This is a genomic window from Cronobacter malonaticus LMG 23826 (genome assembly GCF_001277215.2).
In the GTDB taxonomy this organism is placed as follows: domain Bacteria; phylum Pseudomonadota; class Gammaproteobacteria; order Enterobacterales; family Enterobacteriaceae; genus Cronobacter; species Cronobacter malonaticus.
Genome location: NZ_CP013940.1, coordinates 3,830,998 through 3,855,527, shown reverse-complemented (window position 1 = coordinate 3,855,527; position 24,530 = coordinate 3,830,998). Strand labels below are relative to the sequence as shown.

General features: G+C 58.3%; 23 protein-coding genes and 1 pseudogene. 17 read left to right on the top strand and 7 right to left on the bottom strand.

Annotation, left to right across the window (positions count from 1 at the left end; all coding sequences use genetic code 11):
• The first annotated feature begins 21 nt into the window (after window positions 1-21).
• Complete coding sequence (gene rhtC, locus AFK66_RS18090; RefSeq protein WP_023899619.1) at window positions 22-642, top strand: threonine export protein RhtC; 621 nt, start codon at window positions 22-24, stop codon at window positions 640-642.
• Here rhtC and rhtB read toward each other — a convergent pair whose 3' ends face one another.
• A complete protein-coding gene (rhtB, locus tag AFK66_RS18085; protein WP_007780156.1) occupies window positions 643-1,263 on the bottom strand; it encodes a homoserine/homoserine lactone efflux protein in 621 nt (206 codons plus the stop codon).
• A gap of 109 nt (window positions 1,264-1,372) precedes the next feature.
• On the opposite strand from rhtB, the gene pldB reads away from it, so the two are divergent.
• The 3 genes from pldB (at window position 1,373) to AFK66_RS21790 (ending at window position 4,226) form a co-directional block, all read left to right on the top strand.
• On the top strand, window positions 1,373-2,365 hold the full coding sequence (gene pldB, locus AFK66_RS18080) for a lysophospholipase L2 (protein ID WP_032968542.1): 993 nt from the start codon (window positions 1,373-1,375) through the stop codon (window positions 2,363-2,365).
• Window positions 2,366-2,414: 49 nt separating this feature from the next.
• Window positions 2,415-3,215: a sugar/pyridoxal phosphate phosphatase YigL gene (gene yigL / locus AFK66_RS18075; protein ID WP_004388405.1), complete on the top strand. Its 801-nt coding sequence runs from the start codon at window positions 2,415-2,417 to the stop codon at window positions 3,213-3,215.
• A 111-nt stretch (window positions 3,216-3,326) separates the two neighbouring features.
• Window positions 3,327-4,226, top strand: a complete 900-nt coding sequence (locus AFK66_RS21790) for a carboxylate/amino acid/amine transporter (protein WP_032969099.1) — start codon at window positions 3,327-3,329, stop codon at window positions 4,224-4,226.
• Here AFK66_RS21790 and metR read toward each other — a convergent pair.
• Window positions 4,114-5,067 carry an HTH-type transcriptional regulator MetR gene (gene metR, locus AFK66_RS18065; protein ID WP_007780161.1) on the bottom strand — a complete coding sequence of 318 codons (954 nt, stop codon included), beginning with the start codon at window positions 5,065-5,067 and terminating at the stop codon, window positions 4,114-4,116. The two genes, AFK66_RS21790 and metR, sit on opposite strands and share 113 nt — an antisense overlap.
• Before the next feature lie 275 nt (window positions 5,068-5,342).
• On the opposite strand from metR, the gene metE reads away from it, so the two are divergent.
• On the top strand, window positions 5,343-7,604 hold the full coding sequence (metE, locus tag AFK66_RS18060) for a 5-methyltetrahydropteroyltriglutamate--homocysteine S-methyltransferase (RefSeq protein ID WP_007780164.1): 2,262 nt from the start codon (window positions 5,343-5,345) through the stop codon (window positions 7,602-7,604).
• A gap of 442 nt (window positions 7,605-8,046) precedes the next feature.
• On the opposite strand, the gene AFK66_RS18055 is transcribed toward metE, so the two are convergent.
• Window positions 8,047-8,865, bottom strand: coding sequence for a dienelactone hydrolase family protein (locus AFK66_RS18055; protein WP_007780167.1), 819 nt, complete (start codon window positions 8,863-8,865; stop codon window positions 8,047-8,049).
• A gap of 259 nt (window positions 8,866-9,124) precedes the next feature.
• Here AFK66_RS18055 and udp point away from each other — a divergent pair, with 259 nt between their 5' ends.
• The 10 genes from udp to AFK66_RS18005 all read left to right on the top strand — a co-directional run bounded on the left by udp (window position 9,125) and on the right by AFK66_RS18005 (window position 17,529).
• Window positions 9,125-9,880, top strand: a complete 756-nt coding sequence (gene udp, locus AFK66_RS18050) for a uridine phosphorylase (protein WP_007717145.1) — start codon at window positions 9,125-9,127, stop codon at window positions 9,878-9,880.
• Window positions 9,881-10,026: 146 nt separating this feature from the next.
• Window positions 10,027-11,460 (top strand): DNA recombination protein RmuC, encoded by a 1,434-nt coding sequence (gene rmuC, locus AFK66_RS18045; protein ID WP_007780169.1) that lies wholly within the window; start codon window positions 10,027-10,029, stop codon window positions 11,458-11,460.
• Between the two features lie 89 nt (window positions 11,461-11,549).
• Window positions 11,550-12,305: a bifunctional demethylmenaquinone methyltransferase/2-methoxy-6-polyprenyl-1,4-benzoquinol methylase UbiE gene (ubiE, locus tag AFK66_RS18040; protein WP_007704556.1), complete on the top strand. Its 756-nt coding sequence runs from the start codon at window positions 11,550-11,552 to the stop codon at window positions 12,303-12,305.
• Between the two features lie 11 nt (window positions 12,306-12,316).
• The gene (gene ubiJ / locus AFK66_RS18035; protein ID WP_032983050.1) at window positions 12,317-12,922 is read left to right on the top strand and encodes a ubiquinone biosynthesis protein UbiJ; all 606 of its coding nucleotides are present in this window, start codon (window positions 12,317-12,319) and stop codon (window positions 12,920-12,922) included.
• The gene (gene ubiB, locus AFK66_RS18030) at window positions 12,919-14,559 is read left to right on the top strand and encodes a ubiquinone biosynthesis regulatory protein kinase UbiB (RefSeq protein ID WP_007780172.1); all 1,641 of its coding nucleotides are present in this window, start codon (window positions 12,919-12,921) and stop codon (window positions 14,557-14,559) included. The genes ubiJ and ubiB overlap by 4 nt, the downstream gene beginning before the upstream one ends.
• A 78-nt stretch (window positions 14,560-14,637) precedes the next feature.
• Complete coding sequence (gene tatA, locus AFK66_RS18025; protein ID WP_007780174.1) at window positions 14,638-14,901, top strand: Sec-independent protein translocase subunit TatA; 264 nt, start codon at window positions 14,638-14,640, stop codon at window positions 14,899-14,901.
• 3 nt (window positions 14,902-14,904) lie between these two features.
• On the top strand, window positions 14,905-15,477 hold the full coding sequence (tatB, locus tag AFK66_RS18020) for a Sec-independent protein translocase protein TatB (RefSeq protein ID WP_007780176.1): 573 nt from the start codon (window positions 14,905-14,907) through the stop codon (window positions 15,475-15,477).
• A 1-nt stretch (window position 15,478) separates the two neighbouring features.
• On the top strand, window positions 15,479-16,240 hold the full coding sequence (gene tatC / locus AFK66_RS18015) for a Sec-independent protein translocase subunit TatC (protein ID WP_007780179.1): 762 nt from the start codon (window positions 15,479-15,481) through the stop codon (window positions 16,238-16,240).
• Window positions 16,241-16,280: 40 nt separating this feature from the next.
• Window positions 16,281-17,072: a 3'-5' ssDNA/RNA exonuclease TatD gene (gene tatD / locus AFK66_RS18010; RefSeq protein WP_032969103.1), complete on the top strand. Its 792-nt coding sequence runs from the start codon at window positions 16,281-16,283 to the stop codon at window positions 17,070-17,072.
• A gap of 124 nt (window positions 17,073-17,196) precedes the next feature.
• Complete coding sequence (locus AFK66_RS18005) at window positions 17,197-17,529, top strand: glycine zipper family protein (RefSeq protein ID WP_007780184.1); 333 nt, start codon at window positions 17,197-17,199, stop codon at window positions 17,527-17,529.
• A gap of 47 nt (window positions 17,530-17,576) precedes the next feature.
• Here AFK66_RS18005 and rfaH read toward each other — a convergent pair whose 3' ends face one another.
• Window positions 17,577-18,065, bottom strand: a complete 489-nt coding sequence (gene rfaH / locus AFK66_RS18000) for a transcription/translation regulatory transformer protein RfaH (RefSeq protein WP_007766492.1) — start codon at window positions 18,063-18,065, stop codon at window positions 17,577-17,579.
• 183 nt (window positions 18,066-18,248) lie between these two features.
• On the opposite strand from rfaH, the gene ubiD reads away from it, so the two are divergent.
• Together ubiD and fre are read left to right on the top strand one after the other, a co-directional pair.
• Window positions 18,249-19,733: a 4-hydroxy-3-polyprenylbenzoate decarboxylase gene (ubiD, locus tag AFK66_RS17995; RefSeq protein ID WP_014729800.1), complete on the top strand. Its 1,485-nt coding sequence runs from the start codon at window positions 18,249-18,251 to the stop codon at window positions 19,731-19,733.
• A 45-nt stretch (window positions 19,734-19,778) separates the two neighbouring features.
• Window positions 19,779-20,480, top strand: coding sequence for an NAD(P)H-flavin reductase (fre, locus tag AFK66_RS17990; RefSeq protein ID WP_007780189.1), 702 nt, complete (start codon window positions 19,779-19,781; stop codon window positions 20,478-20,480).
• 27 nt (window positions 20,481-20,507) lie between these two features.
• Here fre and AFK66_RS17985 read toward each other — a convergent pair.
• From AFK66_RS17985 to fadB, 3 genes and pseudogenes are all read right to left on the bottom strand, one after another.
• Window positions 20,508-20,855 (bottom strand): annotated as a pseudogene (locus AFK66_RS17985) (hypothetical protein).
• A gap of 135 nt (window positions 20,856-20,990) precedes the next feature.
• Window positions 20,991-22,154 (bottom strand): acetyl-CoA C-acyltransferase FadA, encoded by a 1,164-nt coding sequence (fadA, locus tag AFK66_RS17980; RefSeq protein WP_007780194.1) that lies wholly within the window; start codon window positions 22,152-22,154, stop codon window positions 20,991-20,993.
• Between the two features lie 10 nt (window positions 22,155-22,164).
• Window positions 22,165-24,354: a fatty acid oxidation complex subunit alpha FadB gene (fadB, locus tag AFK66_RS17975; RefSeq protein WP_023899611.1), complete on the bottom strand. Its 2,190-nt coding sequence runs from the start codon at window positions 24,352-24,354 to the stop codon at window positions 22,165-22,167.
• Window positions 24,355-24,530: the final 176 nt, after the last annotated feature.

Genomic DNA, 24,530 nt, shown 5'->3' with positions numbered 1-24,530 from the left:
ATTCTGACCTGGCAAACCTCTATGTTAACGCTGTTCTTTACCGTCGCGATGGTACATCTGGTGGCGCTGGCAAGCCCCGGCCCCGACTTCTTTTTTGTCTCGCAAACCGCGGCCAGCCGCTCGCGCAAAGAGGCGCTGATGGGCGTGCTGGGCATTACCGCAGGCGTGATGGTGTGGTCCGGCGTGGCGCTGCTCGGCCTGCACCTGATCCTCGAAAAAATGGCCTGGCTGCATAACATCATTGTGGTGGGCGGCGGGCTTTATCTGTGCTGGATGGGGTATCAGATGCTGCGCGGCGCGCTGAAGAAAAGCGCGCCCTCGGGCGAGACGCCGCCAGTTGAGCTGGCGGCGCGCGGGCGTAGTTTCCTGAAAGGAATGCTGACCAATCTGGCGAACCCGAAAGCGGTTATCTACTTCGGCAGCGTTTTTTCACTGTTTGTTGGCGACAGCGTCGGCACCAGCGCCCGCTGGGGCATTTTCGTGCTGATAGCGCTGGAGACTTTCGCGTGGTTTGCGCTGGTGGCGAGCGTCTTTGCGCTGCCGAAAATGCGCAGTGGCTATCAGCGCCTCGCGAAGTGGATCGACGGCACCGCCGGCGCGCTGTTCACCGGCTTCGGCATTCATCTTATTATCTCTCGCTAATCAGGCGCGGCGCGCGGTGGCAAGCAGCGCGCCAATCAGCATAAACAGCGAACCAAAAACTTTATTTAAGGCCTTCATCTGATGCGGGCCTTTGATCCAGCCGCGAATTCTTGTCGCAAGCGTCGCGTAACCAATCATCACGATGATATCCACCACGATAGTCGTTACCCCGAGCACCACATACTGTATCGTCTGCGGCTGATGCGGCACGATAAACTGCGGAAAGAGCGCGGCGAGAAACACGATGCTTTTCGGGTTGGTCAGATTCACAAACACCGCGCGTTTAAACAGCCTTCTGCGCGGCTGGCTCTGCGCGAGCGCGTTGAGATCGATAGCGCCCGCCGCGCGCCACTGCTGAATGCCAAGCCAGATAAGATACGCCGCACCCGCCCATTTCAGAATTTCAAAAGCCATCAGCGAGCGGGAGAAGAGCGCGCCTAACCCAATGCCGACCAGCACGATATGCAGCGCAAGACCGGTCTGTAGCCCGGCGATAGACGCCGCTGCGCCGCGATAGCCGTGGCTGATGGCGGTGCTCATCGTGTTAATGGCGCCAGAACCCGGCGAGAGGCTGAGAATAAGGGTCGTCAGAAGGTAGGTACACCACCACTCGAAGGTCATGCGAAGCTCCCTGATTGCGCACTTTTATGCCACAATACGCTATTGTTGAGGTATGTGCTACGAATCACAAAAAAGCCCGGACAGGCGTGGATGCGGAGCAATAAGGACCATGACCAGACACAGGAACAGTTGGTTTTCACGGGAAGCCGGATTTGCGGCGTTCACCATGGGCGCGCTGACGGATTTCTGGCAACAGCGCGAAGAAGATGAGTTTTTGGGCGTCGATAATATTCCGGTGCGCTTTGTGCGTTTTCGTGCTGAAAACCACGATCGCGTTATCGTCGTCTGCCCCGGCCGCATCGAAACCTACGTTAAGTATGCGGAACTGGCATACGATTTGTTCCACTGCGGGTTTGATGTACTGATTATCGACCACCGCGGGCAGGGTCGTTCCGGGCGGCTGCTGGAAGATACCCACCGCGGGCACGTGGTGAATTTCAGCGATTATGTCGATGATTTCGAGCGTTTCTGGCAGCAGGAGGTCGCGACCGGCCCGTGGCGGAAACGCTATCTGCTGGCGCATTCGATGGGCGGGGCCATTGGCACGCTGTTTCTGCTGCGTAACCCAAAAGCGTTTGATGCCGTGGCGCTCTGCGCGCCGATGTTCGGCATTATTATCCGCCTGCCGGACTGGATGCTGCGCTCGATTCTCGACTGGGCGGAAGAGTACCCGTCGCTGCGCGATGGTTACGCCATCGGCACCGGACGCTGGCGACCGCTGCCCTTCAGCCTCAACATGCTGACGCACAGCCATGAGCGCTACCGGCGCAATCTGCGTTTTTATGCCGACGAACCGCAGCTGCGCGTCGGCGGGCCAACGTATCACTGGGTGCGGGAAGGCATCCAGGCAGGAGAACAGGTGCTGGCGGGGGCCACCGACAGCACTACGCCGCTATTGTTACTCCAGGCAGAGCTGGAACGTGTGGTGGATAACCGCTCGCACGACCGCTTCTGTGAACTTCGCGCCGCGGCGGGCCACCCGTGTTGGGGGGGTAAACCTTACGTCATCAAAGGTGCGTACCATGAGATCCTGTTTGAGCAGGACGCTATGCGCGCCGAAGCGCTGAATGCCATTGTCGATTTCTTCGACGAGCATAACTGATTACCCGCGACCGGAGCGTTCGGTCGCTCCACCAGAGGTTTTTTTTATTATGTATCAGGTCGTTGCGTCTGATTTAGACGGCACACTCTTAGCCCCTGACCATGCACTGACGCCGTTTGCCAAACAAACGCTCAAATTACTGACCGCCCGCGGCGTGAACTTTGTGTTCGCCACCGGCCGCCACCATATCGACGTCGGCCAGATCCGCGACGGCCTTGAGATTAAGGCTTATATGATCACCTCCAACGGCGCGCGGGTACACGACACCGACGGCAATCTGGTCTTTACCCATAACCTTGATACCGACATCGCCGCCGATCTGTTCGGCGTGGTGCGCGATAACCCCGACATCATCACTAACGTCTATCGCGACGACGAATGGTTTATGAGCCGCGAGCGCCCGGACGAGCTGAAATATTTTAAAGAAGCGGTTTTTAAATATTCGCTGTTCGAACCGGCGCTGCTGGAGCCGCAGGGCGTCAGTAAAGTCTTCTTCACCTGCGACGTTCACGAAAAGCTGCTGCCGCTGGAGCAGGCCATCAACGCCCGCTGGGGCGATCGCGTTAACGTGAGCTTTTCGACGCTCACCTGCCTTGAAGTGATGGCGGGCGGCGTGTCCAAAGGCCACGCGCTGGAGGCGGTTGCCAAAGCGATGGGCTTCGGGCTGGAGTCCTGCATCGCATTTGGCGACGGGATGAACGACGCGGAAATGCTTTCAATGGCGGGCAAAGGCTGCATCATGGGCAACGCGCACCAGCGCCTGAAAGATCTGCTGCCGGAGCTGGAAGTCATCGGCACCAACGCCGAAGATGCCGTTCCACACTACCTGCGTAAACTGTTTCTGGATTAATCATCAGGGTGACAAGTGGTTTATTGCTAACCACTTGTCAACCAAATAGTGCAACTTTTCGCCAGCGCCTTCGCTACAATGCCCGTCTTGTTTTCTGTTGAGATGATCATTGTGGCGTTACTCATCATCACCACTATCCTGTGGGCGTTCTCTTTCAGCCTGATTGGCGAATACCTGGCGGGGCATGTGGACAGCACCTTCTCGGTACTGATGCGCGTCGGGCTGGCGGCGCTGGTATTCCTGCCGTTCTTACGCGCCCGCGGGCAGAGCCTGAAAACGCTGGCGCTCTATATGCTGGTGGGCGCACTGCAACTGGGTGTGATGTACCTGTTCAGCTTCCGGGCGTATCTCTACCTGACCGTCTCGGAATTTCTGCTGTTTACGGTGCTTACGCCGCTCTATATCACGCTGATTTACGATCTGCTGAGCCGCCGTCGGCTGCGCTGGGGCTACGCGCTTAGCGCCGGGCTTGCGGTCATCGGCGCGGCGATTATTCGCTATGACAAAGTGAGCGATCACTTCTGGACCGGGCTGCTGCTGGTGCAACTGGCGAATATCAGTTTTGCTATCGGCATGGTGGGCTACAAACGCCTGATGGAGACGCATCCGATGCCGCAACATACTGCGTTTTCGTGGTTCTATCTCGGCGCGTTCGTAGTCGCGGTGATCGCCTGGTTTACGCTCGGCAACCCGCAGAAACTACCGACCACCGGCCTGCAATGGGGCATTCTGGTGTGGCTTGGCGTGGTAGCCTCGGGGCTTGGCTACTTTATGTGGAACTATGGCGCCACGCAGGTAGACGCCGGCACGCTTGGCATCATGAATAACATGCACGTGCCCGCCGGGCTGCTGGTTAACCTCGCCATCTGGCAGCAGCAGCCCCACTGGCCAAGCTTTATCATTGGGGGAGCGGTGATAGTGGCTTCTCTGTGGGTCCACCGACGCTGGGTCGCGCCGCGCTCCGCACAAACGGAAGGGAATCACAGGCGTGCTGACGCGCCTGCTGAATAAACGCCTCCGTCACCGGCTGACGCTGCTCGCCATCGCGCACCGCAGCGTACAGCCGGCTCCATAATCCCTCGCCCAGCGCACGTGTGACCACCAGCCCCTGACGCTCGAAATTCTCCACCACCCAGTGCGGCAGCGCGGCGATGCCCATGCGCGCCGACACCATCTGGATAAGCAGCAGCGTGTTATCGACGCTTTTCAGCGTCGGGCTGACACCCGCCGGCTGTAAAAAATGACGCCAGACATCAAGACGACTGCGCTGTACCGGGTAAATCAGCAGGGTTTCGCTGGCGAAATCCTCCGGCGTCACCTGCGTTTTGGTCGCCAGCGGATGATCGGGCGCCACCACCAGACGCACTTCAAAATCAAACATCGGCGAATAGTGCAGGCCGCTGCGCGGCAGAATGTCTGACGTCAGCACCAGATCGAGTTCGTCTTGTTGCAGCGCAGGCTGCGGATCAAACGTCACGCCCGATTTGAAATCCATCTCCACCTGCGGCCAGCGGGCGCGAAACGCCTCCAGCGCCGGGGCCAGCCACTGAATACAGCTATGACACTCAATCGCGATACGCAGCCGGGTCTGTTGCGGCTCATTGCACGCCTGCAGCGCGCGGCTTATCTGCGGCAGCACCTGGGCTGCCAGCTGCAACAGGATCTCGCCCTGCGGTGTGAAGCGCAGCGGCTGGCTCTTACGCACGAATAACCGGAAGCCGAGACGCTGCTCCAGATCGCTGAACTGGTGTGAAAGCGCGGATTGGGTCTGATGCAGCGATGCCGCCGCCGCCGCCAGTGAGCCGCAATTACGCAGCGCCTGAAGCGTTCGCAGGTGTTTTATCTCGATCATGAATGTCCTTCACTTCAGCATGAATAATTTGCGCTTGAGGAATATACAGTAACTGCCAATTATGGATGTGTAAACATCTGGACGTCCAAATCCGACGTCTTTCGAATTTCTGGTGCGTTGGCGGCGCTGGCTCACCCCGGTCACTTACTTCAGTAAGCTCCCGGGGATTCACCAGCTTGCCGCCTTCCCGAAATCCGAAATACATACGGATTACTAATTAGACGAACAGATTCATCTCCTGACACGGGATTCATTCTTAAGAGAGGCAGAACATCATGACTATCCATAACCATACCCTCGGTTTTCCCCGCGTCGGCCTGCGTCGCGAGCTGAAAAAAGCGCAAGAAAGCTACTGGGCGGGCAAAAGCACCCGTGAAGAATTACTGGCGGTGGGCCGCGAGCTGCGCGCCCGCCACTGGGAACAACAAAAAGCGGCGGGCATCGACCTGCTGCCGGTGGGCGATTTCGCCTGGTACGATCATGTTCTGACCACCAGCCTGCTGCTCGGCAACGTCCCGGCGCGCCACCAGAATGCGGATGGCACCGTGGATATCGACACGTTGTTCCGCATCGGCCGTGGCCGCGCGCCGACCGGCGAACCCGCTGCGGCGGCAGAAATGACCAAATGGTTTAACACCAACTATCACTACATGGTGCCGGAATTCACCAAAGGCCAGCAGTTCAGCCTTACCTGGACGCAACTGCTGGATGAAGTCGACGAAGCGCTGGCGCTCGGCCATCACGTTAAACCGGTTTTGCTCGGCCCGGTCACTTACCTGTGGCTTGGCAAAGTGAAGGGCGAACAGTTTGACCGTCTTTCCCTGCTCAACGACATTCTGCCGGTGTACCAGCAGGTGATAGCTGAGCTTGCGAAACGCGGCATTCAGTGGGTGCAAATCGATGAACCGGCGCTGGTGCTTGAGCTGCCGCAGGCGTGGCTGGAGGCATTTAAACCGGCCTACGAGGCGCTGAAAGGCCAGACCAAACTGCTGCTCACCACCTATTTTGAAGGCGTGAGTGATAATCTCGACACCATCACCGCACTGCCGGTGCAGGGGCTGCATGTCGATCTGGTTCACGGCCATGACGATGTCAACGAACTGCATCGCCGCCTGCCGCAGGAGTGGTTACTCTCCGCAGGCGTTATCAACGGCCGCAACGTCTGGCGCGCCGATCTCACCGAGAAATACGCCCAACTGAAAACTATCGCGGGCCAGCGTGAGCTGTGGGTAGGGTCATCCTGCTCGCTGCTGCACAGCCCTATCGATCTGAGCGTCGAAACGCGTCTGGATGCGGAAGTGAAAAGCTGGTTCGCCTTTGCGCTGCAAAAATGTGAAGAGCTGGCGCTGCTGCGCGATGCGCTGAACAGCGGCGACACAACAAAAATCGAGCAGTGGAGTGCGCCGATTCAGGCCCGTAAACATTCGGCCCGCGTACATAACCCGGCGGTAGAACAGCGTCTTCAGGCCATTACGCCGCAGGACAGCCAGCGCGCCCATGCATATCCGGTACGCGCCGAAGCGCAGCGCGCCCGCTTCAACCTGCCAGCCTGGCCGACCACGACCATCGGCTCGTTCCCGCAGACGACCGAAATCCGCGGCCTGCGCCTGGATTTCAAAAAGGGCAATCTCGATGCGGCGAACTACCGCACCGGTATCGCCGAACACATTAAGCAGGCGATCGCCGAGCAGGAGCGTCTGGGTCTCGATGTGCTGGTGCACGGCGAAGCCGAGCGTAACGACATGGTGGAGTATTTCGGCGAGCATCTTGATGGCTTCGTCTTCACCCAGAACGGTTGGGTACAGAGCTACGGCTCCCGCTGCGTGAAGCCGCCGGTGGTTATCGGCGACATCAGCCGCCCGGTGCCAATCACCGTCGAGTGGGCGAAGTACGCGCAGTCGCTGACCGACAAACCGGTGAAAGGGATGCTGACCGGCCCGGTGACCATTCTCTGCTGGTCGTTCCCGCGTGAAGATGTCTCGCGTGAAACCATCGCCAAACAGATTGCGCTGGCGCTGCGTGACGAAGTGGCGGATCTCGAAGCCGCAGGTATCGGCATCATCCAGATTGACGAACCGGCGCTGCGTGAAGGGCTGCCGCTCAAGCGCAGCGACTGGGACGCATATCTCGCCTGGGGCGTGGAGGCGTTCCGCCTGAACGCGGCGGTCGCGAAGGATGACACGCAGATCCACACTCACATGTGTTATTGCGAGTTCAACGACATCATGGATTCTATCGCCGCGCTGGATGCGGACGTGATTACCATCGAAACGTCACGTTCAGATATGGAACTGCTGGAGTCGTTTGAAGAGTTTGAATACCCGAATGAAATCGGGCCCGGCGTATATGACATCCACTCGCCGAACGTGCCGGATGTGGCGTGGATTGAAGCGCTGCTGAAGAAAGCCGCGCAGCGTATCCCGCAGGAGCGTCTGTGGGTGAACCCGGATTGCGGCCTGAAAACCCGCGGCTGGCCGGAGACCCGCGCGGCGCTCGCCAACATGGTGAAAGCGGCGCAGAACCTGCGTCAGGCGTAACGGTTACTGATTGTGGCGATGGCGGGTGCGCGACGCTTACCCGCCCTACGATAAGGCCAGTTATGCGTTGCGTAGGGTGGGTAATTCGTAGGGTAGGTACGCGCAGCGCACCCACCGCAGTCCGAAGAAAACGGTGCGAAATGGTTTATGGTTTTGTAGGGTGGGTAAGCGTAGCGCACCCACCGCAACCCGCAGAAAACGGTGTGATGAGGTTTGTAATTTTGTAGGGTGGGTAAGCGCAGCGCACCCACCGCAGCTCGCAGAAAACAGTGCGATGCGGTTTGTGATTTGTAGGGTGGGTACGCGCAGCGCACCCATCGCAGCCCGAAGAAAACGGTATGGTGTGGTTTGTGGCTTTGTAGGGTGCGTAGCGCACCCACCAATCCACCGCGCCACCAAAAATACGCCGCAATAAAAAACGCCCGGTTTCCCGGGCGTTTTTTTATCCTTTCTTACTACCGTAGGTGTTGAACCACTCCAGCATGCGCTCCCAACCATCCTTTGCCGACGCCTCGTGATAACTCGGGCGATAATCGGCGTTAAACGCATGGCCCGCGTCCGGGTAAACGATAATTTCCGCCTTTGCATTGGCGGCGCGCAGCGCCTGACGCATGGTCTCAACGCTCTCAAGCGAAATTCCCGTATCCTGCGCGCCGTAAAGCCCCAGCACTGGCGCGGTCAGATCGGTGGCGACATCCACCGGATGCTTCGGCGAGTTTAACGTTTTGTCGCCCAGCAGCTTGCCATACCACGCCACGGCGGCTTTCAGCTGCGGATTGTGCGCGGCATACAGCCACGCGATACGCCCGCCCCAGCAAAAACCGGTCAGCATCAGACGGTGCGCGTCACCGCCGTTGCGCGACGCCCAGCTTGCCACATGGTCCAGGTCCGCCAGCACCTGCGCGTCCGGCACTTTCGACACCAGATTGCTCAGCAGCGACGAAATATCGTCGTACTCATTCGGATCGCCCTGACGGAAATAGAGTTCCGGCGCCACCGCCAGGTACCCTTCCAGCGCCAGGCGACGGCAAATATCGCGAATATGTTCATGTACGCCGAAAATCTCCTGTACCACAATCACCACCGGCAGCGGGCCATCGGCAGCGCGCGGGCGGGCGTGGTAAGCAGGCATGTTTTCGCCCTGCGAGGGAATCGAGGTTTCGCCCGCGATAATGGCATCCTGCGGCGTATGAACTACCGTTGAAGCGACAGGTGAAACTGCAGCGGCAAAGCCCGCCGGATGGTCAGTGTTGTTGGTCATGGCATTCTCCGTACCCGTTATTGTTTTAGCGCATCCCTAACTATAGCCTGCGTGCGGCGGGAGTGGAGGTGGGAAAAGCAGGCATTCGCCGTGCGGGATTTCCATTACTGCGTTGTATGTGTGACCATAATCACGAAATTATGGAAAATTAATGCAACTCCTTTCTTTTGAAGTGAATCCGGTCACGAAAAACGCCGGAAAGGTTCTGTAAAGTACCGTTTTGCTTCTCCTGACAAACCGACCCACAGAGGAGTCACCTATGTCTGATGTTTTTCACCTCGGCCTTAAAAAAAGCGATCTTCAGGGCGCAGAATTAGCGATTGTCCCGGGCGACCCGGAGCGAGTGGAAAAGATCGCCGCGCTGATGGATAAGCCGGTCAAACTGGCTTCCCACCGTGAATTCACCTCCTGGCGTGCCGAGCTTGATGGCAAAGCGGTCATCATCTGCTCAACCGGTATCGGCGGCCCGTCAACGTCTATTGCGGTAGAAGAGCTGGCGCAGCTTGGCATTCGTACTTTCCTGCGCGTGGGCACCACCGGCGCTATCCAGCCGCACATCAACGTTGGCGACGTGCTGGTGACGACCGCCTCCGTACGCCTTGACGGCGCCAGCCTGCACTTCGCGCCGATGGAATACCCGGCCGTTGCCGATTTCGCCTGTACCACCGCACTGGTGGAAGCGGCCAAAGCGGTCGGCGCGACCACGCACATCGGCGTGACCGCCTCTTCCGACACCTTCTACCCAGGCCAGGAGCGCTACGACACCTTCTCCGGCCGTGTGGTCAGCCGCTTTAACGGCTCCATGAAAGAGTGGCAGTCGATGGGCGTGATGAACTATGAAATGGAATCGGCGACGCTGCTGACCATGTGCTCAAGCCAGGGCCTGCGCGCGGGCATGGTGGCGGGCGTTATCGTCAACCGCACCCAGCAAGAGATCCCGAACGCGGAAACCATGAAACAAACCGAAAGCCACGCGGTGAAAATCGTGGTGGAGGCGGCGCGCCGTCTTCTCTGATAGCTTCCTTTCAGGCCGGCGCTCCGCCGGCCTTTTTGCGTAATGTCTCGCAGGATTGACGATCCTTACAGAAAAACGCTTTTCGTCTGGAATTATGTACAGCACAATCCCCTCTGGCGTGATGAGCAGTTCAGGCAGGAGGCGTGGTGGAAATCTCATATCTGGTGTTAGCCGTGGTCGCACTGGCGGGCGTGGCGGTGGGCTGGCTGATGTCAGGCCTGCGAACCGCCCAGCAAAAGGCGGATCTGCTGGCGGAACAGCGCGATATCTACGGCGAACTCAGCGCGGCCCGCGAGGCGCTGGCGCATAACCAGCACTGGCGTGATGAGTGCGATCTGCTCAATAACGAACTGCGCAACCTGCGGGAGATCAACAGCTCGCTGGAGTCTGACCTGCGCGAAGTCACCACGCGGCTGGAGGCCACCCAGGTCCATGCCGAAGAAAAACTGCGCCAGATGATGAGCAGCGAACAGCGCCTGAGCGAGCAGTTTGAAAACCTCGCTAACCGTATTTTTGAACAGAGCCGCCGCCAGGTCGATGAGCAAAATCGCCAGAGCCTGAACGGCCTGCTTTCCCCGCTGCGCGAGCAGCTCGACGGTTTTCGCCGCCAGGTGCAGGAGAGCTTCGGCCAGGAGGCGCGCGAGCGCCACACGCTGGCTCATGAAATCCGCAATCTCCAGCAACTGAATGCGCAAATGGCGCAGGAAGCTATCAACCTTACTCGTGCGTTAAAAGGCGACAACAAAGCCCAGGGCAACTGGGGCGAAGTGGTGCTCGCGCGCGTGCTGGAAGCCTCGGGCCTGCGCGAAGGGCATGAGTATGAAACCCAGGTTAATATTCAGCTTGCCGACCGCAGCCGTATGCAGCCGGATGTCATTGTGCGTCTGCCGCAGGGCAAAGATGTGGTCATTGATGCCAAAATGACGCTGGTAGCCTATGAGCGTTACTTTAATGCCGAAGATGATTACAGCCGCGAGCTGGCGCTCAACGAACACATCGCTTCGCTTCGCAATCATATTCGCCTGCTGGGGCGCAAGGACTATCAGCAGTTGCCGGGGCTGCGCACGCTGGACTACGTGCTGATGTTTATCCCGGTCGAGCCCGCCTTTTTACTGGCTATCGACAAGCAGCCGGAGCTCATCACCGAGGCGTTAAAAAACAATATTATGCTGGTGAGCCCGACCACGCTGCTGGTGGCGTTGCGCACCATTTCCAACCTCTGGCGCTATGAACATCAAAGCCGTAACGCCCAGCAAATAGCCGATCGCGCCAGCCGCCTCTACGACAAAATGCGGCTGTTTGTTGATGACATGAGCGCCATCGGCCAGAACCTCGACAAAGCGAGCGACAGCTACCGCCAGGCGATGAAAAAACTCGCCAGCGGGCGCGGCAACCTGCTTGCGCAGGCGGAGGCGTTTCGCGGTATGGGCGTTGAGGTAAAGCGCGAGATTAATCCGGATTTGGCCGAACAGGCGGTGCAGGATGATGAAGCGTTTACGCTCCCCGATGCCGAAGCGCTTGCCAGCGCCCCTGATGAAAACAGCCACTTAGCGGCGTTTCGCGTCGCGGGCGAGCGCTGAGCGGCGCGCTAATGCCGCCTTGAATCGTAGGGCAATTGCGGCCAATCTGTTACACTTCACAAACATTTCCTTGATAAGCAGGCACTGAGATGGTTGAAGATTCACAAGATACAACGCACTTTGGCTTCCAGACCGTAGCGAAAGAGCAAAAAGCGGATATGGTGGCGCAGGTCTTCCACTCCGTGGCGGCGAAATATGATGTCATGAACGATCTGATGTCGTTCGGCATTCATCGTCTGTGGAAGCGCTTCACTATCGATTGCAGCGGCGTGCGCCGCGGCCAGAAAGTCCTGGATCTCGCGGGCGGCACCGGTGATTTAACCGCTAAATTCTCCCGTCTGGTGGGCGAGAGCGGCAAAGTGGTGCTGGCGGATATCAACGATTCGATGCTGAAAATGGGACGCGAGAAGCTGCGCAATACCGGCATCGTCGGCAACGTAGAGTATGTCCAGGCCAACGCGGAAGCGCTGCCGTTCCCGGATAACACCTTTGACTGCATCACGATCTCCTTCGGCCTGCGTAACGTCACCGATAAAGAAAAAGCGCTGCGTTCCATGTTCCGCGTGCTGAAGCCGGGTGGCCGTTTGCTGGTGTTAGAGTTCTCCAAACCGGTGTTCGAGCCGCTGAACAAAGCCTATGACGCCTACTCTTTCCATATTCTGCCGCGCGTCGGCGAGCTGGTGGCGAAAGACGCTGGCAGCTACCGTTATCTCGCTGAATCTATCCGTATGCACCCGGATCAGGAAACCCTGAAAGCGATGATGAACGACGCGGGCTTCGAAAACGTCAACTACTACAACATGACCGGCGGGATCGTAGCGCTGCATCGCGGCTACAAATTCTGAGGAGGTGCCGGATGCCTTTCACACCGCTAATGATGGCTGGCATTGAAGGCGCGCTGAACACATTTCTGTACCGCGAGAGCGCGCTGAAAGCGCCGCGCCAGCGTTTGCAGGGCAAAGTGTTGCGCATCACGCTTGAAGAGCTTTCCACGCCGCTGGTGCTGGTGTTCAGCGAGCAGCAACTGGATGTGCTCAGCAAATGGGAAGGCGAGGCGGACTGTACCGTTATCACGCGCCTTTCCGTTTTGCCGAAGCTTCAGGATCGCCAGCAGCTGACCGCGCTTATCCGCAGCGGCGAGCTGGAAGTGCAGGGCGATCTGCAGGTGGTGCAGAATTTTGTGGCGCTGATGGACATGGCCGAATTTGATCCCGCCGGGCTGCTGGCGCCGTGGGTCGGCGATATCGCCGCAGAAGGCATCGGGCGCGTTATGCGTCGCGGCGGGCAGCTACTGCAAAAAGGCTTTACGCGTAATCAGCGCTATCTGGCGGAAGCAATTACTGAAGAGTGGCGCGTCGCGCCGGGCGCGCTGGAAATCGCCTGGTTCGCCGAAGAGATCTCGGCCGCCGGGCGTCAGCTGGAAGAATTAACCAAACGGTTGGATAAACTGGAGGGCAAATGACGCCAGGTGAAATTCGGCGCCTTTATTTCATTATCAAAACGTTCCTGAGCTACGGTCTGGATGAGTTGATTCCGCGCATGCGCCTGACGCTGCCGCTGCGGATCTGGCGTCGCGGGCTGTTCTGGATGCCGAACCGGCACAAAGATCTGGAGCTTGGCACGAGACTTCGTCTGGCGTTGCAGGAGCTTGGGCCTGTGTGGATCAAGTTCGGTCAGATGCTGTCGACGCGTCGCGATCTCTTCCCGCCGGTAATCGCCGATCAGCTGGCGCTGTTGCAGGATCGCGTCGCGCCCTTCGACGGTAAGCTCGCTAAACAGCAGATCGAAAAAGCGATGGGCGATCGTCCCGTCGAGGAGTGGTTTGATGATTTCGATATTACGCCGCTCGCTTCCGCTTCAATCGCGCAGGTTCACACCGCCCGCCTGAAAGAGAACGGCAAAGAGGTGGTCATCAAGGTGATTCGCCCCGATATCCTGCCGGTCATCAAGGCGGATATGAAGCTTATCTACCGTCTCGCGCGCTGGGTGCCGCGCCTGCTGCCGGATGGCCGCCGCCTGCGCCCGATGGAAGTGGTGCGCGAATATGAAAAAACGCTGCTGGATGAACTCGATCTGCTGCGCGAAGCGGCGAACGCCATTCAGCTGCGCCGTAATTTCGAAAACAGCCCGATGCTCTACGTGCCGGAAGTCTATTCGGACTATTGCAGCCCGACGATGATGGTGATGGAGCGCATCTATGGCATCCCGGTCAATGATGTCGCGGCGCTGGAAGCCAACGGTACAGACATGAAACTGCTGGCTGAACGCGGCGTCCAGGTGTTCTTCACCCAGGTCTTCCGCGACAGCTTTTTCCACGGCGATATGCATCCGGGGAATATTTTCGTCAGCCACGATCATCCGCACGATCCGCAATACATCGGCATCGACTGCGGTATCGTGGGGTCGCTGAATAAAGAAGATAAGCGTTATCTGGCGGAAAACTTTATCGCTTTCTTCAACCGCGACTATCGCCGAGTGGCGGAGCTGCATGTGGATTCGGGCTGGGTGCCGCCGGATACCAACGTGGAAGAGTTCGAATCCGCCATTCGTACTGTCTGCGAGCCGATTTTTGAAAAGCCGCTTGCGGAGATCTCGTTTGGCCATGTGCTGCTGAACCTTTTTAACACCGCGCGCCGCTTTAATATGGAAGTGCAGCCGCAACTCGTGCTGCTGCAAAAAACGCTGTTGTACATTGAGGGCGTGGGGCGTCAGCTCTATCCGCAACTCGATTTATGGAAAACGGCGAAACCTTTTCTGGAAACCTGGATCAAAGATCAGGTGGGCTTCCCGGCGCTGGTGCGCTCCTTTAAAGAGAAAGCGCCATTCTGGGCGGAGAAAATCCCGGAAATTCCTGAACTGGTCTACAACAGCCTGCGGCAAGGCAAACAACTGCAACAAAGTGTTGATAAGATTGCCCATGAGCTGCAGGAGCATCGTGTGAAGCAGGGGCAGTCGCGCTATCTGTTCGGCATTGGCGCCACGCTGATGCTGAGCGGCACGCTGCTCTTTATCAACCGTCCTGACTGGGGCATGTCGCCCGGATGGCTGATGGCAGGCGGTATTCTCGTCTGGCTTATCGGCTGGCGACGTACCGACTAGCGCAGGCATTGTTATGTAATGGCCACGGGTATACTGTGGCCTGATGAATACCATTATCACTGGTAACTGAGGAAATGTATGGGTGGCATCAGTATCTGGCAGTTATTGATTATCGCGGTTCTGGTTGTTCTGCTTTTCGGCACCAAAAAGTTACGCTCGCTGGGCTCTGACCTTGGCGAATCCATCAAAGGCTTTAAAAAAGCGATGGGTGATGACGACAAGCAAAAGCATCACCAGGATGCGGATTTCACTGCGCCTTCCGCGCAGGATAAACAAATCGGCGAAACCAAAAGCGACGTCAACGCTGACGACGCCAAAAAACGTGATAAAGAGCAGGTGTAATCCGTGTTTGATATTGGTTTTGGCGAACTGCTGCTGGTTTTTGTTATCGGGCTTATCGTGCTGGGGCCGCAGCGTTTACCTGTGGCTGTCCGCACTGTCGCAGGCTGGGTTCGCGCGCTGCGTTCGCTTGCGACCACGGTGCAGAATGAACTGACCCAGGAGCTGAAGCTGCAGGAGTTTCAGGAAAGCCTGAAGAAAGTGGAAAAAGCGAGCATCGATAATCTGACGCCAGAGCTGAAAGCGTCGATGGACGAACTGCGCGAAGCGGCGGAATCAATGAAGCGCTCTTACAGCGTTAACGATCCGGAAAAAGCGAGCGACGACGCCCACACCATTCATAACCCGCTGGTGAAAGGCAACGAGGCTCAGCACGAAGGCGTTACGCCAGCGAAAGCTGAGCATCAGGCACAGGCACCTGCGCAGAAACCGGAAGTGTCGCCAGCGGCAGAAACCGCCGCCCCGCAATCAACGGCCTCTGCAAACGCTGAGCCTGCAACGAACGTTGAAGCGTCGCCGGACGCGCCCGCCAGCACGCGCAAACCTGAAGCCGCATCCACCGTGAGTGATAAACCCTGACATGGCTGTTGAAGATACCCAACCCCTAATCAGTCATCTGATTGAACTGCGTAAGCGGCTGCTGAACTGCATCGTCGCGGTCCTGGTGATTTTTCTGGCGCTGGTCTACTTCGCCAATGACATCTATCAACTGGTCGCAGCCCCGCTGATAAGCCAGATGCCACACGGCGCCAGCATGATTGCTACCGACGTGGCGTCGCCGTTTTTCACGCCTATCAAGCTGACCATGATGGTGTCGGTGATCCTCTCCGCACCGGTGATTTTGTATCAGGTCTGGGCGTTTGTCGCTCCGGCGCTGTACAAGCATGAGCGACGCCTGATTATCCCACTGCTGGTCTCCAGTACGCTGCTGTTTTATATCGGTATGGCCTTCGCCTATTTCGTGGTGTTCCCGCTGGCATTCGGCTTCTTAACGAAAACCGCGCCTGTTGGCGTAGTGGTGTCGACCGATATCACCAGCTATCTCGATTTCGTCATGGCGCTGTTTATGGCCTTCGGCGTGTCGTTTGAAGTGCCGGTCGCTATCGTCTTACTGTGCTGGATGGGCGTGACCACACCGGAAGATCTGCGTGCCAAACGCCCGTATGTGCTGGTCGGCGCGTTTGTCGTCGGGATGCTGCTTACTCCGCCGGATGTGTTTTCGCAAACACTGCTGGCGATACCGATGTACTGCCTGTTTGAAGTCGGCATTTTCTTCTCGCGCTTTTACGTCGGTAAACGACGTCCGCGAGAGCAGGATACCGAAGAAGAAACAGAAGAATAACGTAACCGCCCGTCAGGGCGGTTTTCATATGGAAAGCGCGATGTTTGATATTGGCCTAAATATAACCAGTTCTCAGTTTGACCATGACAGGGATGAAATGATTGCCCGCGCCCGTGCGGCAGGCGTCAGCAATATGCTCTTTACCGGCACGTCGCTTGAGGAAAGCGTACAGGCTTGCGCGTTCGCCAGGCGTTACGAGGGCTGCTGGTCGACCGCGGGCGTTCACCCGCACGACGCCAGTTCCTGGAATGATGAGAGCGCGGCGCGGCTGCGTGCGCTGGCGGGCGAGCCGCAGGTGGTGGCTATTGGCGAATGCGGTCTTGATTTCAACCGGAATTTTTCAACGCCCGCGGAGCAGGAGCACGCTTTTACCGAACAGTTGCGGCTGGCGGCAGAGCTGGCGCTACCGGTGTTTTTGCATTGCCGCGATGCCCATGCGCGCTTTCTTGCGCTGCTCGACCCGTGGCTCGATAAACTGCCAGGCGCGGTGCTGCACTGTTTTACCGGCACCGAACAGGAGGCGCGTGAAGTCCTTGAGCGCGGTCTGTACCTCGGTATTACCGGCTGGGTTTGCGACGAGCGCCGCGGGCTCGAACTGCGTGCGCTTCTGCCGGTCATTCCCGCCGATCGCCTGCTGCTGGAAACAGACGCGCCTTATCTGTTGCCGCGCGATCTCTCACCAAAGCCCAAATCGCGTCGCAACGAGCCATGCTGGCTGCCGCATATTCTTAAGCAAGTCGCGCAGTGGCGTGGTGAAGATCCCGCCTGGCTTGAGGCCACGACGGATGCCAATGCCGCACGGCTGTTTCTGAAAAACGCGTCGCCTGCGTAACGCTGCCTGCTGAAACCGGCAGAGTGTGGATTTTTGCACGCTGCTGGTGCCTTTCCCTCTCAAAGCCCGGTGATATCCTTCCCGCCGGGAAGTTATCCCGGATTTACACAGTTGAGGGACGATGATGAAAAAGACAATTACGGGCATTGTGGTGCTGATGCTGCTCACCAGCGCGCCGGTGATAGCGATGGATAAAACGGCGACCGGCGCGGTGCTTGGCGCGACGGCGGGTGCCATTGCAGGCAAAGATGTCAAAAGCGCGGTGGGCGGGGCGGTCATTGGCGCGGGCACCGGCGCGATGCTGAAAAAAGGCGATAAAGGCAAAGCCGCGCGTAAAGGCGGTGTCGCCGGTGCGGTCGTGGGCGCGGGCGTTGCCGCGGCAACCGGGAAAAGCGTGCTGAAAGGCGCGGCGGTTGGCGCAGGCGCGGGCGGCGTTATCGGCGAAGCGACGCATTAATGACAAACGGCGGCACTGAGCCGCCGTTTTACTTTCTGCCTTTCGCGTCAGACTTTACGGAATTCGGTATTCTTCACGCTTTGCAGCACCTGCTTGTTCAGCAAATTCAGTAGCAGCATAGAACGAGCTTCGCCATCTGGCTCGGTAAAAATCGCCTGCAATCCTTCAAACGCGCCTTCGGTAATCACCACCATATCGCCGGTATGTGGCGTATCCGGGTCAGTCACGTTTTCCGGGTGCCAGTCGAGCAACTGCTCGATGACCGTCTGCGGCACCACGGCCGGGTGCGATCCAAAGCGAACGAAATGGCTGACGCCGCGGGTGGAGCTTATCGTCGTGGTATGAATATCTTCCGGGTCAAAGCGGACGAAAAGGTAGTTCGGAAACAGCGGCTCGCTGACGGAGGTGCGTCTGCCTCGTACCATTTTTTCAAGCGTAATCATTGGCGTAAGGCAGTTCACCGACTGTCGTTCAAGGTGCTCTTTAGCGCGCTGAAGCTGCCCGCGTTTACAGTACAGTAAATACCAGGATTGCATAATGACTCTTCTTACATGGCCGGACGCGCCAGCATAACAAAACCACCTCAGGATCGCTAAGGGCATTATACCGCGCAGTGCTATAGCCTGTGGTGATGATTCACGTTAATTTAACAAAATTACGGCATGCCTTCGGCGAACACCGTATAATAAAAAGCTTATTTTAAAGCCACGAATAACTGCATGAAATACCACGACCTACGCGATTTTCTGGCGCTGCTGGAGCAGCAAGGCGAACTCAAGCGCATTACATTGCCCGTCGATCCTTACCTGGAGATGACGGAAATTGCCGACCGCACATTGCGCGCGGGTGGCCCGGCGCTGCTGTTTGAAAACCCGAAAGGCCATACCATGCCGGTGCTCTGCAACCTGTTTGGCACGCCGAAACGCGTGGCGATGGGCATGGGCCAGGAGGATATCTCCGCGCTGCGTGAAGTCGGCAAGCTGCTGGCGTTTCTGAAAGAGCCGGAGCCGCCGCGCGGTTTCCGCGATCTCTTCGACAAGCTGCCGCAGTTTAAGCAAGTGCTGAACATGCCGACGAAGCGGCTGCGTAACGCGCCTTGTCAGGAGAAAGTGTGGCAGGGCGATGAGGTCGACCTGAACCGCATTCCCATCATGCAGTGCTGGCCGGATGACGCGGCGCCGCTTATTACGTGGGGCCTGACGGTCACTCGCGGCCCGCATAAAGAGCGCCAGAATCTGGGCATCTACCGCCAGCAGTTAATCGGCAAAAATAAACTCATTATGCGCTGGCTGTCGCACCGCGGCGGCGCGCTTGACTTCCAGGAGTGGTGCCAGGCGCATCCGGGCGAACGCTTCCCGGTTGCCGTCGCGCTGGGCGCTGACCCGGCGACGATTCTGGGCGCGGTGACGCCGGTGCCGGATACGCTCTCCGAATACGCGTTCGCGGGCCTGCTGCGAGGCACAAAAACCGAAGTGGTGAAGTGTCTTTCTAACGACCTTGAGATCCCGGCCAGCGCCGAAATCGTGCTGGAAGGCTATATTGAACCCGGCGAAATGGCACCGGAAGGCCCGTATGGCGATCACACCGGTTACTATAATGAGATAGATAATTTCCCGGTCTTTACCGTGACGCACGTGACGCAGCGTGAAAACGCGATTTATCACTCGACGTATACGGGACGCCCGCCTGATGAACCCGCGGTGCTGGGCGTGGCGCTCAATGAAGTGCTGGTGCCCATCCTGCAAAAACAGTTCCCGGAGATCGTGGATTTTTATCTTCCGCCGGAAGGGTGCTCGTATCGGCTTGCTGTGGTCACAATGCGCAAGCAGTACGCGGGCCACGCGAAGCGCGTGATGATGGGCGTCTGGTCATTCCTGCGCCAGTTTATGTACACCAAGTTCGTGATCGTTTGTGATGATGACATTAACGCGCGCGACTGGAACGATGTGATCTGGGCGATCACCACACGCATGGATCCGGCGCGCGACACGGTGATGGTGGAGAACACGCCGATCGATTATCTGGATTTCGCCTCGCCGGTGTCGGGACTTGGCTCCAAAATGGGCCTCGACGCGACCAACAAATGGCCGGGCGAGACGCAGCGCGAGTGGGGAACGCCCATCAAGAAAGATCCCAGCGTGACGGCGCGTATCGATGCTATCTGGGATGAGCTCGCGATTTTTCATGACGGAAAAGGCGCCTGACGCGCCGCCGTTGCAGTTGCATTATTGACCCGACAGAGGGAACGCATGACAACCTTAAGCTGTAAAGTGACCTCGGTAGAAGCCATCACGGATACCGTTTATCGCGTTCGTTTAGTGCCGGAAGCGGCCTTTTCGTTTCGCGCAGGTCAGTACCTGATGGTGGTAATGGATGAGCGGGACAAGCGCCCTTTTTCTATGGCCTCCACGCCGGATGAGCAGGGCTTTATCGAACTGCATATCGGCGCGTCGGAACTTAACCTCTACGCGATGGCGGTGATGGATCGCATTCTCAAAGAGCGTGAAATTGTGGTCGATATTCCGCATGGCGACGCCTGGCTGCGCGATGACGAAGAGCGTCCACTGATCCTGATTGCCGGCGGTACGGGGTTCTCCTACGCGCGTTCGATTCTGCTGACGGCGCTGGCGCGCAACCCGAATCGCGATATCACGATTTACTGGGGCGGCCGCGAAGAGAAGCATCTTTACGATCTGTCAGAGCTGGAAGCGCTGTCGGTTGACCACCCGAATCTGAAGATTGTGCCGGTGGTTGAGCAGCCGGATGAGACGTGGCGCGGCCGCAGCGGCACGGTACTGACGGCAGTGATGCAGGATTTCGGTACGCTTGCCGGACACGATATCTACATCGCCGGACGTTTCGAGATGGCGAAGATCGCCCGCGACCTGTTCTGCAACGAGCGCAGCGCGCGCGAAGACCGCCTGTTCGGCGACGCCTTTGCGTTTATCTGAGTCGTGCCCGCATAACGCCAGCCCTGATTACGGGCTGGCGGCAATCTCCCTTCCTGACCAGACATATAACGGTCTATCGTTTTCCAGCAGGCAAAGCAGCGTAATATTTTTGCGCACTGGATGATCCAGTTTGGCGGTGAGCTAGGTCGCGATATGCTGCTGCCCCACGTTTTCGTCATACCGTTCCACAACCACGCTCTCCGGCACAACGCGCGATTCATTCAGGACTTTTTGCATATACGCGTGATCCTGCCATGTGCTGATAAGCGAGGTCAGGCAGCGCTGCGCCAGCGTCTCCTCTGACAGCTCTGCCCGTGCAGAAGTAGTGCAAAAAAGCGCAGCGGCAAGCGGCGCGAAGATAAAGCATCCCTTCATGGTTTTCCCTGAAGTGTAGAGTCGTTAAAAAAGCCTGGCACAAATGTGGAAAATAAAAAACCCGCCCCTGACAGGCGGGAAGAACGGCAACTAAACTTTTCGCCAACGCGCCTGATGCCAGGCGCGTTGTCTGACTCACACTCGCTCAAAGACCGTCGCGATGCCCTGGCCCAGGCCGATACACATCGTGGCAAGGCCAAGCTCCGCGTCGCGGCGCTCCATCAGGTTAATCAGCGTGGTGCTGATACGCGCGCCGGAGCAACCGAGCGGGTGGCCGAGCGCTATCGCGCCGCCGTTGAGGTTGATCTTCTCGTCGATCTGCTCCATCAGGCCCAGATCTTTAATGCACGGCAGGATCTGTGCGGCAAAGGCTTCGTTCATTTCAAACAGATCGATATCGCTCGCGGTCAGACCGGCTTTTTTCAGCGCCAGCTTCGAGGCCGGCACCGGGCCGTAACCCATAATCGACGGATCGCAGCCTACTACCGCCATAGAACGGATACGCGCGCGCGGGGTCAGGCCGAGTTCACGGGCGCGCGATTCGCTCATGACCAGCATCGCCGCCGCGCCGTCGGAGAGCGCTGACGAGGTGCCCGCCGTGACTGTACCGTTTGCCGGGTCGAACGCGGGTTTCAGCTGCGACAGCCCTTCAACGGTGGTTTCCGGGCGGATCACTTCGTCAAAGTCGTAGCGCTTAAGCACGCCGTCGGCGTCGTGGCCGCTGGTCGGAATGATTTCCTGTTTAAAATGCCCGGCCTGTGTGGCGGCCCAGGCGCGCTGGTGCGAGCGAGCGGCGAAAGCGTCCTGCATTTCACGGCTGATGCCGTGCATACGCGAAAGCATTTCCGCCGTCAGCCCCATCATGCCCGCGGCTTTCGCGACGTTACGGCTTAAGCCCGGATGAAAATCGACACCGTGGTTCATCGGCACATGGCCCATGTGTTCCACGCCGCCCACCAGACATACGCTGGCATCGCCGGTCATGATCATGCGTGCGGCATCGTGCAGCGCCTGCATTGACGAACCGCACAGGCGGTTGACCGTCACCGCGGGAACGCTGTGCGGAATTTCCGCCAGCAGCGCGGCGTTGCGGGCGATGTTAAAACCCTGCTCCAGCGTCTGCTGCACGCAGCCCCAGTAGATGTCGTCGATGGCGCTGGCTTCGAGCTGCGGATTACGCGACAGCAGGCTGCGCATCAGGTGTGCGGAGAGATCTTCTGCCCGCACCTGACGGAACGCGCCGCCTTTGGAACGGCCCATCGGGGTGCGGATAGCATCAACAATTACAACCTTTTCCATTCGTCACTCCTTAAGCCGTTTGCAGTTCGCCCACCGGTTGGGCGGGTTCAACCTGGGGATAATAAGGCGCGTTGTGGCTCGCTTTGTCGCGAAGCCCCGCCGGCGCTTCATAAAGCGGGCCGAGATGCTGATAGTGCTGCGCCATATCGAGGTATTTCGCGCTGCCCTGCGTATCCAGCCAGCGGAACGCGCCGCCGTGGAACGGCGGGAAGCCGAGACCGTAAACCAGCGCCATATCCGCCTCGGCGGGGCTGGCGATAATGCCTTCTTCCAGGCAGCGCACCACTTCGTTGACCATCGGGATCATCATGCGCGCGACGATCTCTTCATCGCTGAACGCGCGCTTCGGCTGGCTCACCTCCGCAAGCAGGCTGTCCACCGCGTTATCCGGCACTTTGCGCGGTTTGCCTTTGCTGTCTTCCTGATAGGCATAGAAACCTTTACCGTTTTTCTGCCCGAAGCGACCGGCGTCAAACAGCGCGTCGATAGCATCGCGGTAATCTTTTTGCATGCGCTGCGGGAAACCCGCCGCCATCACGGCCTGTGCATGGTGCGCGGTATCGATGCCGACGACATCCAGCAGATACGCCGGGCCCATCGGCCAGCCGAACTGTTTCTCCATCACTTTGTCTATCTGGCGGAAATCAGCGCCGTCGCGCAGCAGCTGGCTGAACCCGGCGAAATAGGGGAACAGCACGCGGTTGACGAAGAAGCCGGGGCAGTCATTCACCACAATCGGCGTTTTGCCCATTTTGCTGGCCCAGGCCACCACTTTGGCTATCGTGGCGTCGGAGGTTTTCTCGCCGCGGATCACTTCAACCAGCGGCATACGGTGCACCGGGTTAAAGAAGTGCATGCCGCAGAAGTTTTCCGGGCGTTTCAGCACGCTTGCCAGCTCGCTGATAGGGATCGTCGAGGTATTGGAGGCAATCACGGTATCCGGGCGAACTTTTTGTTCGGTTTCCGCCAGCACCGCTTTTTTCACTTTCGGGTTTTCGACCACCGCCTCGACGACCACGTCAGCGCGCTCAAAGCCGGCGTAATCCAGCGTCGGATGGATGGTGGCGATAACGCCTGCAAGCTTCAGCCCGTCGATTTTGCCGCGCTCCAGCTGTTTATTCAGCAGCTTGCTGGCTTCGCTGATGCCGAGCGTCAGTGATTTCTCGTTGATATCTTTCATGATGACCGGCACGCCTTTCCAGGCTGACTGGTAGGCGATGCCGCCGCCCATAATGCCTGCGCCCAGTACCGCGGCCTGTTTCGGCGTCTCGGTCTCTTTGGTCAGTTTTTTCGCGAGGCCTTTGACGTACTGGTCGTTTAAGAAGATGCCGACCAGCGCGCGCGCTTCGCTGGAGCGCGCCAGCGGCACAAAGCTTTTGTTCTCCAGCGCCAGCGCTTCATCACGGCCCAGCCCTGCGGCCGCTTCGATGGTTTTCACCGCCGTCATCGGCGCCGGGTAGTGTTTGCCCGCGGTCTGCATCACCATGCCTTTGGCGATGGTAAAGCTCATAGTGGCTTCGATTTTACTTAAGCGCAGCGGTTCAAGTTTTGGCTGGCGGCGGGCTTTCCAGTCGAGCTCGCCGTCGATGGCCTGGCGCAGCATACGCAGCGTGCCCTCGATCAGTTTTTCCGGTTTCACGACCGCATCAACCAGGCCCACTTTCAGCGCCGCGTCGGCGGTGATGTCTTTACCGGCCGCGATGATTTCCAGCGCGCTGTCGGCGCCCAACAGACGCGGCAGGCGTACCGAGCCGCCAAAGCCCGGCATGATGCCAAGTTTCGTTTCCGGCAGGCCGATACGGGCATCCGGCGTGGCGAGACGGAAATCGGTCGCCAGCACGCACTCGCAGCCGCCGCCTAACGCGTAGCCGTTGATGGCGCAAAGTGTAGGCACCGGCAGATCTTCAAGGCGGTTAAACACGCTGTTGGCAAAGTGCAGCCACTGGCTTAATTGCTCAGCAGGCACCTGGAACAGCGAGAGGAATTCGGTAATGTCGGCGCCGACGATAAACGCGGCTTTTTCCGAACGCAGCAGCAGGGCTTTGAGATCGTGCTGTTTTTCCAGCACGTCGAGCGCATGGCCAAGGCTTGCTACGGTCGCGGTATCAAGCTTATTCACCGAGCCGGGGGCATCGAACACCAGTTCGGCAATGCCGTCTTCCAGCCAGTTAAGGTACAGGGTGTCGCCTTTGTAGAGCATGTCGGTCTCCTGAATCCAGCAAGGGGATCTGGTCGTACCAGATGAAGCGGAGTGTGGAGTTGATGTTAATGAAATGCAAATTACTGTTTAAATATTTGCAAACGCGATCACGGATGGTGGAAAACGCTCAGGGAATAAACCGGTGTGCTAAGATGCCGGAGTTGAGAGCTCAAACT

Bases quoted from the DNA above. Each gene is read 5' to 3' on its own strand.
- rhtC (WP_023899619.1), top strand. From the start codon at position 22: ATGTTAACGCTGTTCTTTACCGTCGCGATGGTACATCTGGTGGCGCTG.
- rhtB (WP_007780156.1), bottom strand. From the start codon at position 1,263: ATGACCTTCGAGTGGTGGTGTACCTACCTTCTGACGACCCTTATTCTC.
- pldB (WP_032968542.1), top strand. From the start codon at position 1,373: ATGACCAGACACAGGAACAGTTGGTTTTCACGGGAAGCCGGATTTGCG.
- yigL (WP_004388405.1), top strand. From the start codon at position 2,415: ATGTATCAGGTCGTTGCGTCTGATTTAGACGGCACACTCTTAGCCCCT.
- metR (WP_007780161.1), bottom strand. From the start codon at position 5,067: ATGATCGAGATAAAACACCTGCGAACGCTTCAGGCGCTGCGTAATTGC.
- metE (WP_007780164.1), top strand. From the start codon at position 5,343: ATGACTATCCATAACCATACCCTCGGTTTTCCCCGCGTCGGCCTGCGT.
- AFK66_RS18055 (WP_007780167.1), bottom strand. From the start codon at position 8,865: ATGACCAACAACACTGACCATCCGGCGGGCTTTGCCGCTGCAGTTTCA.
- udp (WP_007717145.1), top strand. From the start codon at position 9,125: ATGTCTGATGTTTTTCACCTCGGCCTTAAAAAAAGCGATCTTCAGGGC.
- ubiE (WP_007704556.1), top strand. From the start codon at position 11,550: ATGGTTGAAGATTCACAAGATACAACGCACTTTGGCTTCCAGACCGTA.
- ubiJ (WP_032983050.1), top strand. From the start codon at position 12,317: ATGCCTTTCACACCGCTAATGATGGCTGGCATTGAAGGCGCGCTGAAC.
- ubiB (WP_007780172.1), top strand. From the start codon at position 12,919: ATGACGCCAGGTGAAATTCGGCGCCTTTATTTCATTATCAAAACGTTC.
- tatA (WP_007780174.1), top strand. From the start codon at position 14,638: ATGGGTGGCATCAGTATCTGGCAGTTATTGATTATCGCGGTTCTGGTT.
- tatC (WP_007780179.1), top strand. From the start codon at position 15,479: ATGGCTGTTGAAGATACCCAACCCCTAATCAGTCATCTGATTGAACTG.
- tatD (WP_032969103.1), top strand. From the start codon at position 16,281: ATGTTTGATATTGGCCTAAATATAACCAGTTCTCAGTTTGACCATGAC.
- AFK66_RS18005 (WP_007780184.1), top strand. From the start codon at position 17,197: ATGAAAAAGACAATTACGGGCATTGTGGTGCTGATGCTGCTCACCAGC.
- rfaH (WP_007766492.1), bottom strand. From the start codon at position 18,065: ATGCAATCCTGGTATTTACTGTACTGTAAACGCGGGCAGCTTCAGCGC.
- ubiD (WP_014729800.1), top strand. From the start codon at position 18,249: ATGAAATACCACGACCTACGCGATTTTCTGGCGCTGCTGGAGCAGCAA.
- fre (WP_007780189.1), top strand. From the start codon at position 19,779: ATGACAACCTTAAGCTGTAAAGTGACCTCGGTAGAAGCCATCACGGAT.
- fadA (WP_007780194.1), bottom strand. From the start codon at position 22,154: ATGGAAAAGGTTGTAATTGTTGATGCTATCCGCACCCCGATGGGCCGT.
- fadB (WP_023899611.1), bottom strand. From the start codon at position 24,354: ATGCTCTACAAAGGCGACACCCTGTACCTTAACTGGCTGGAAGACGGC.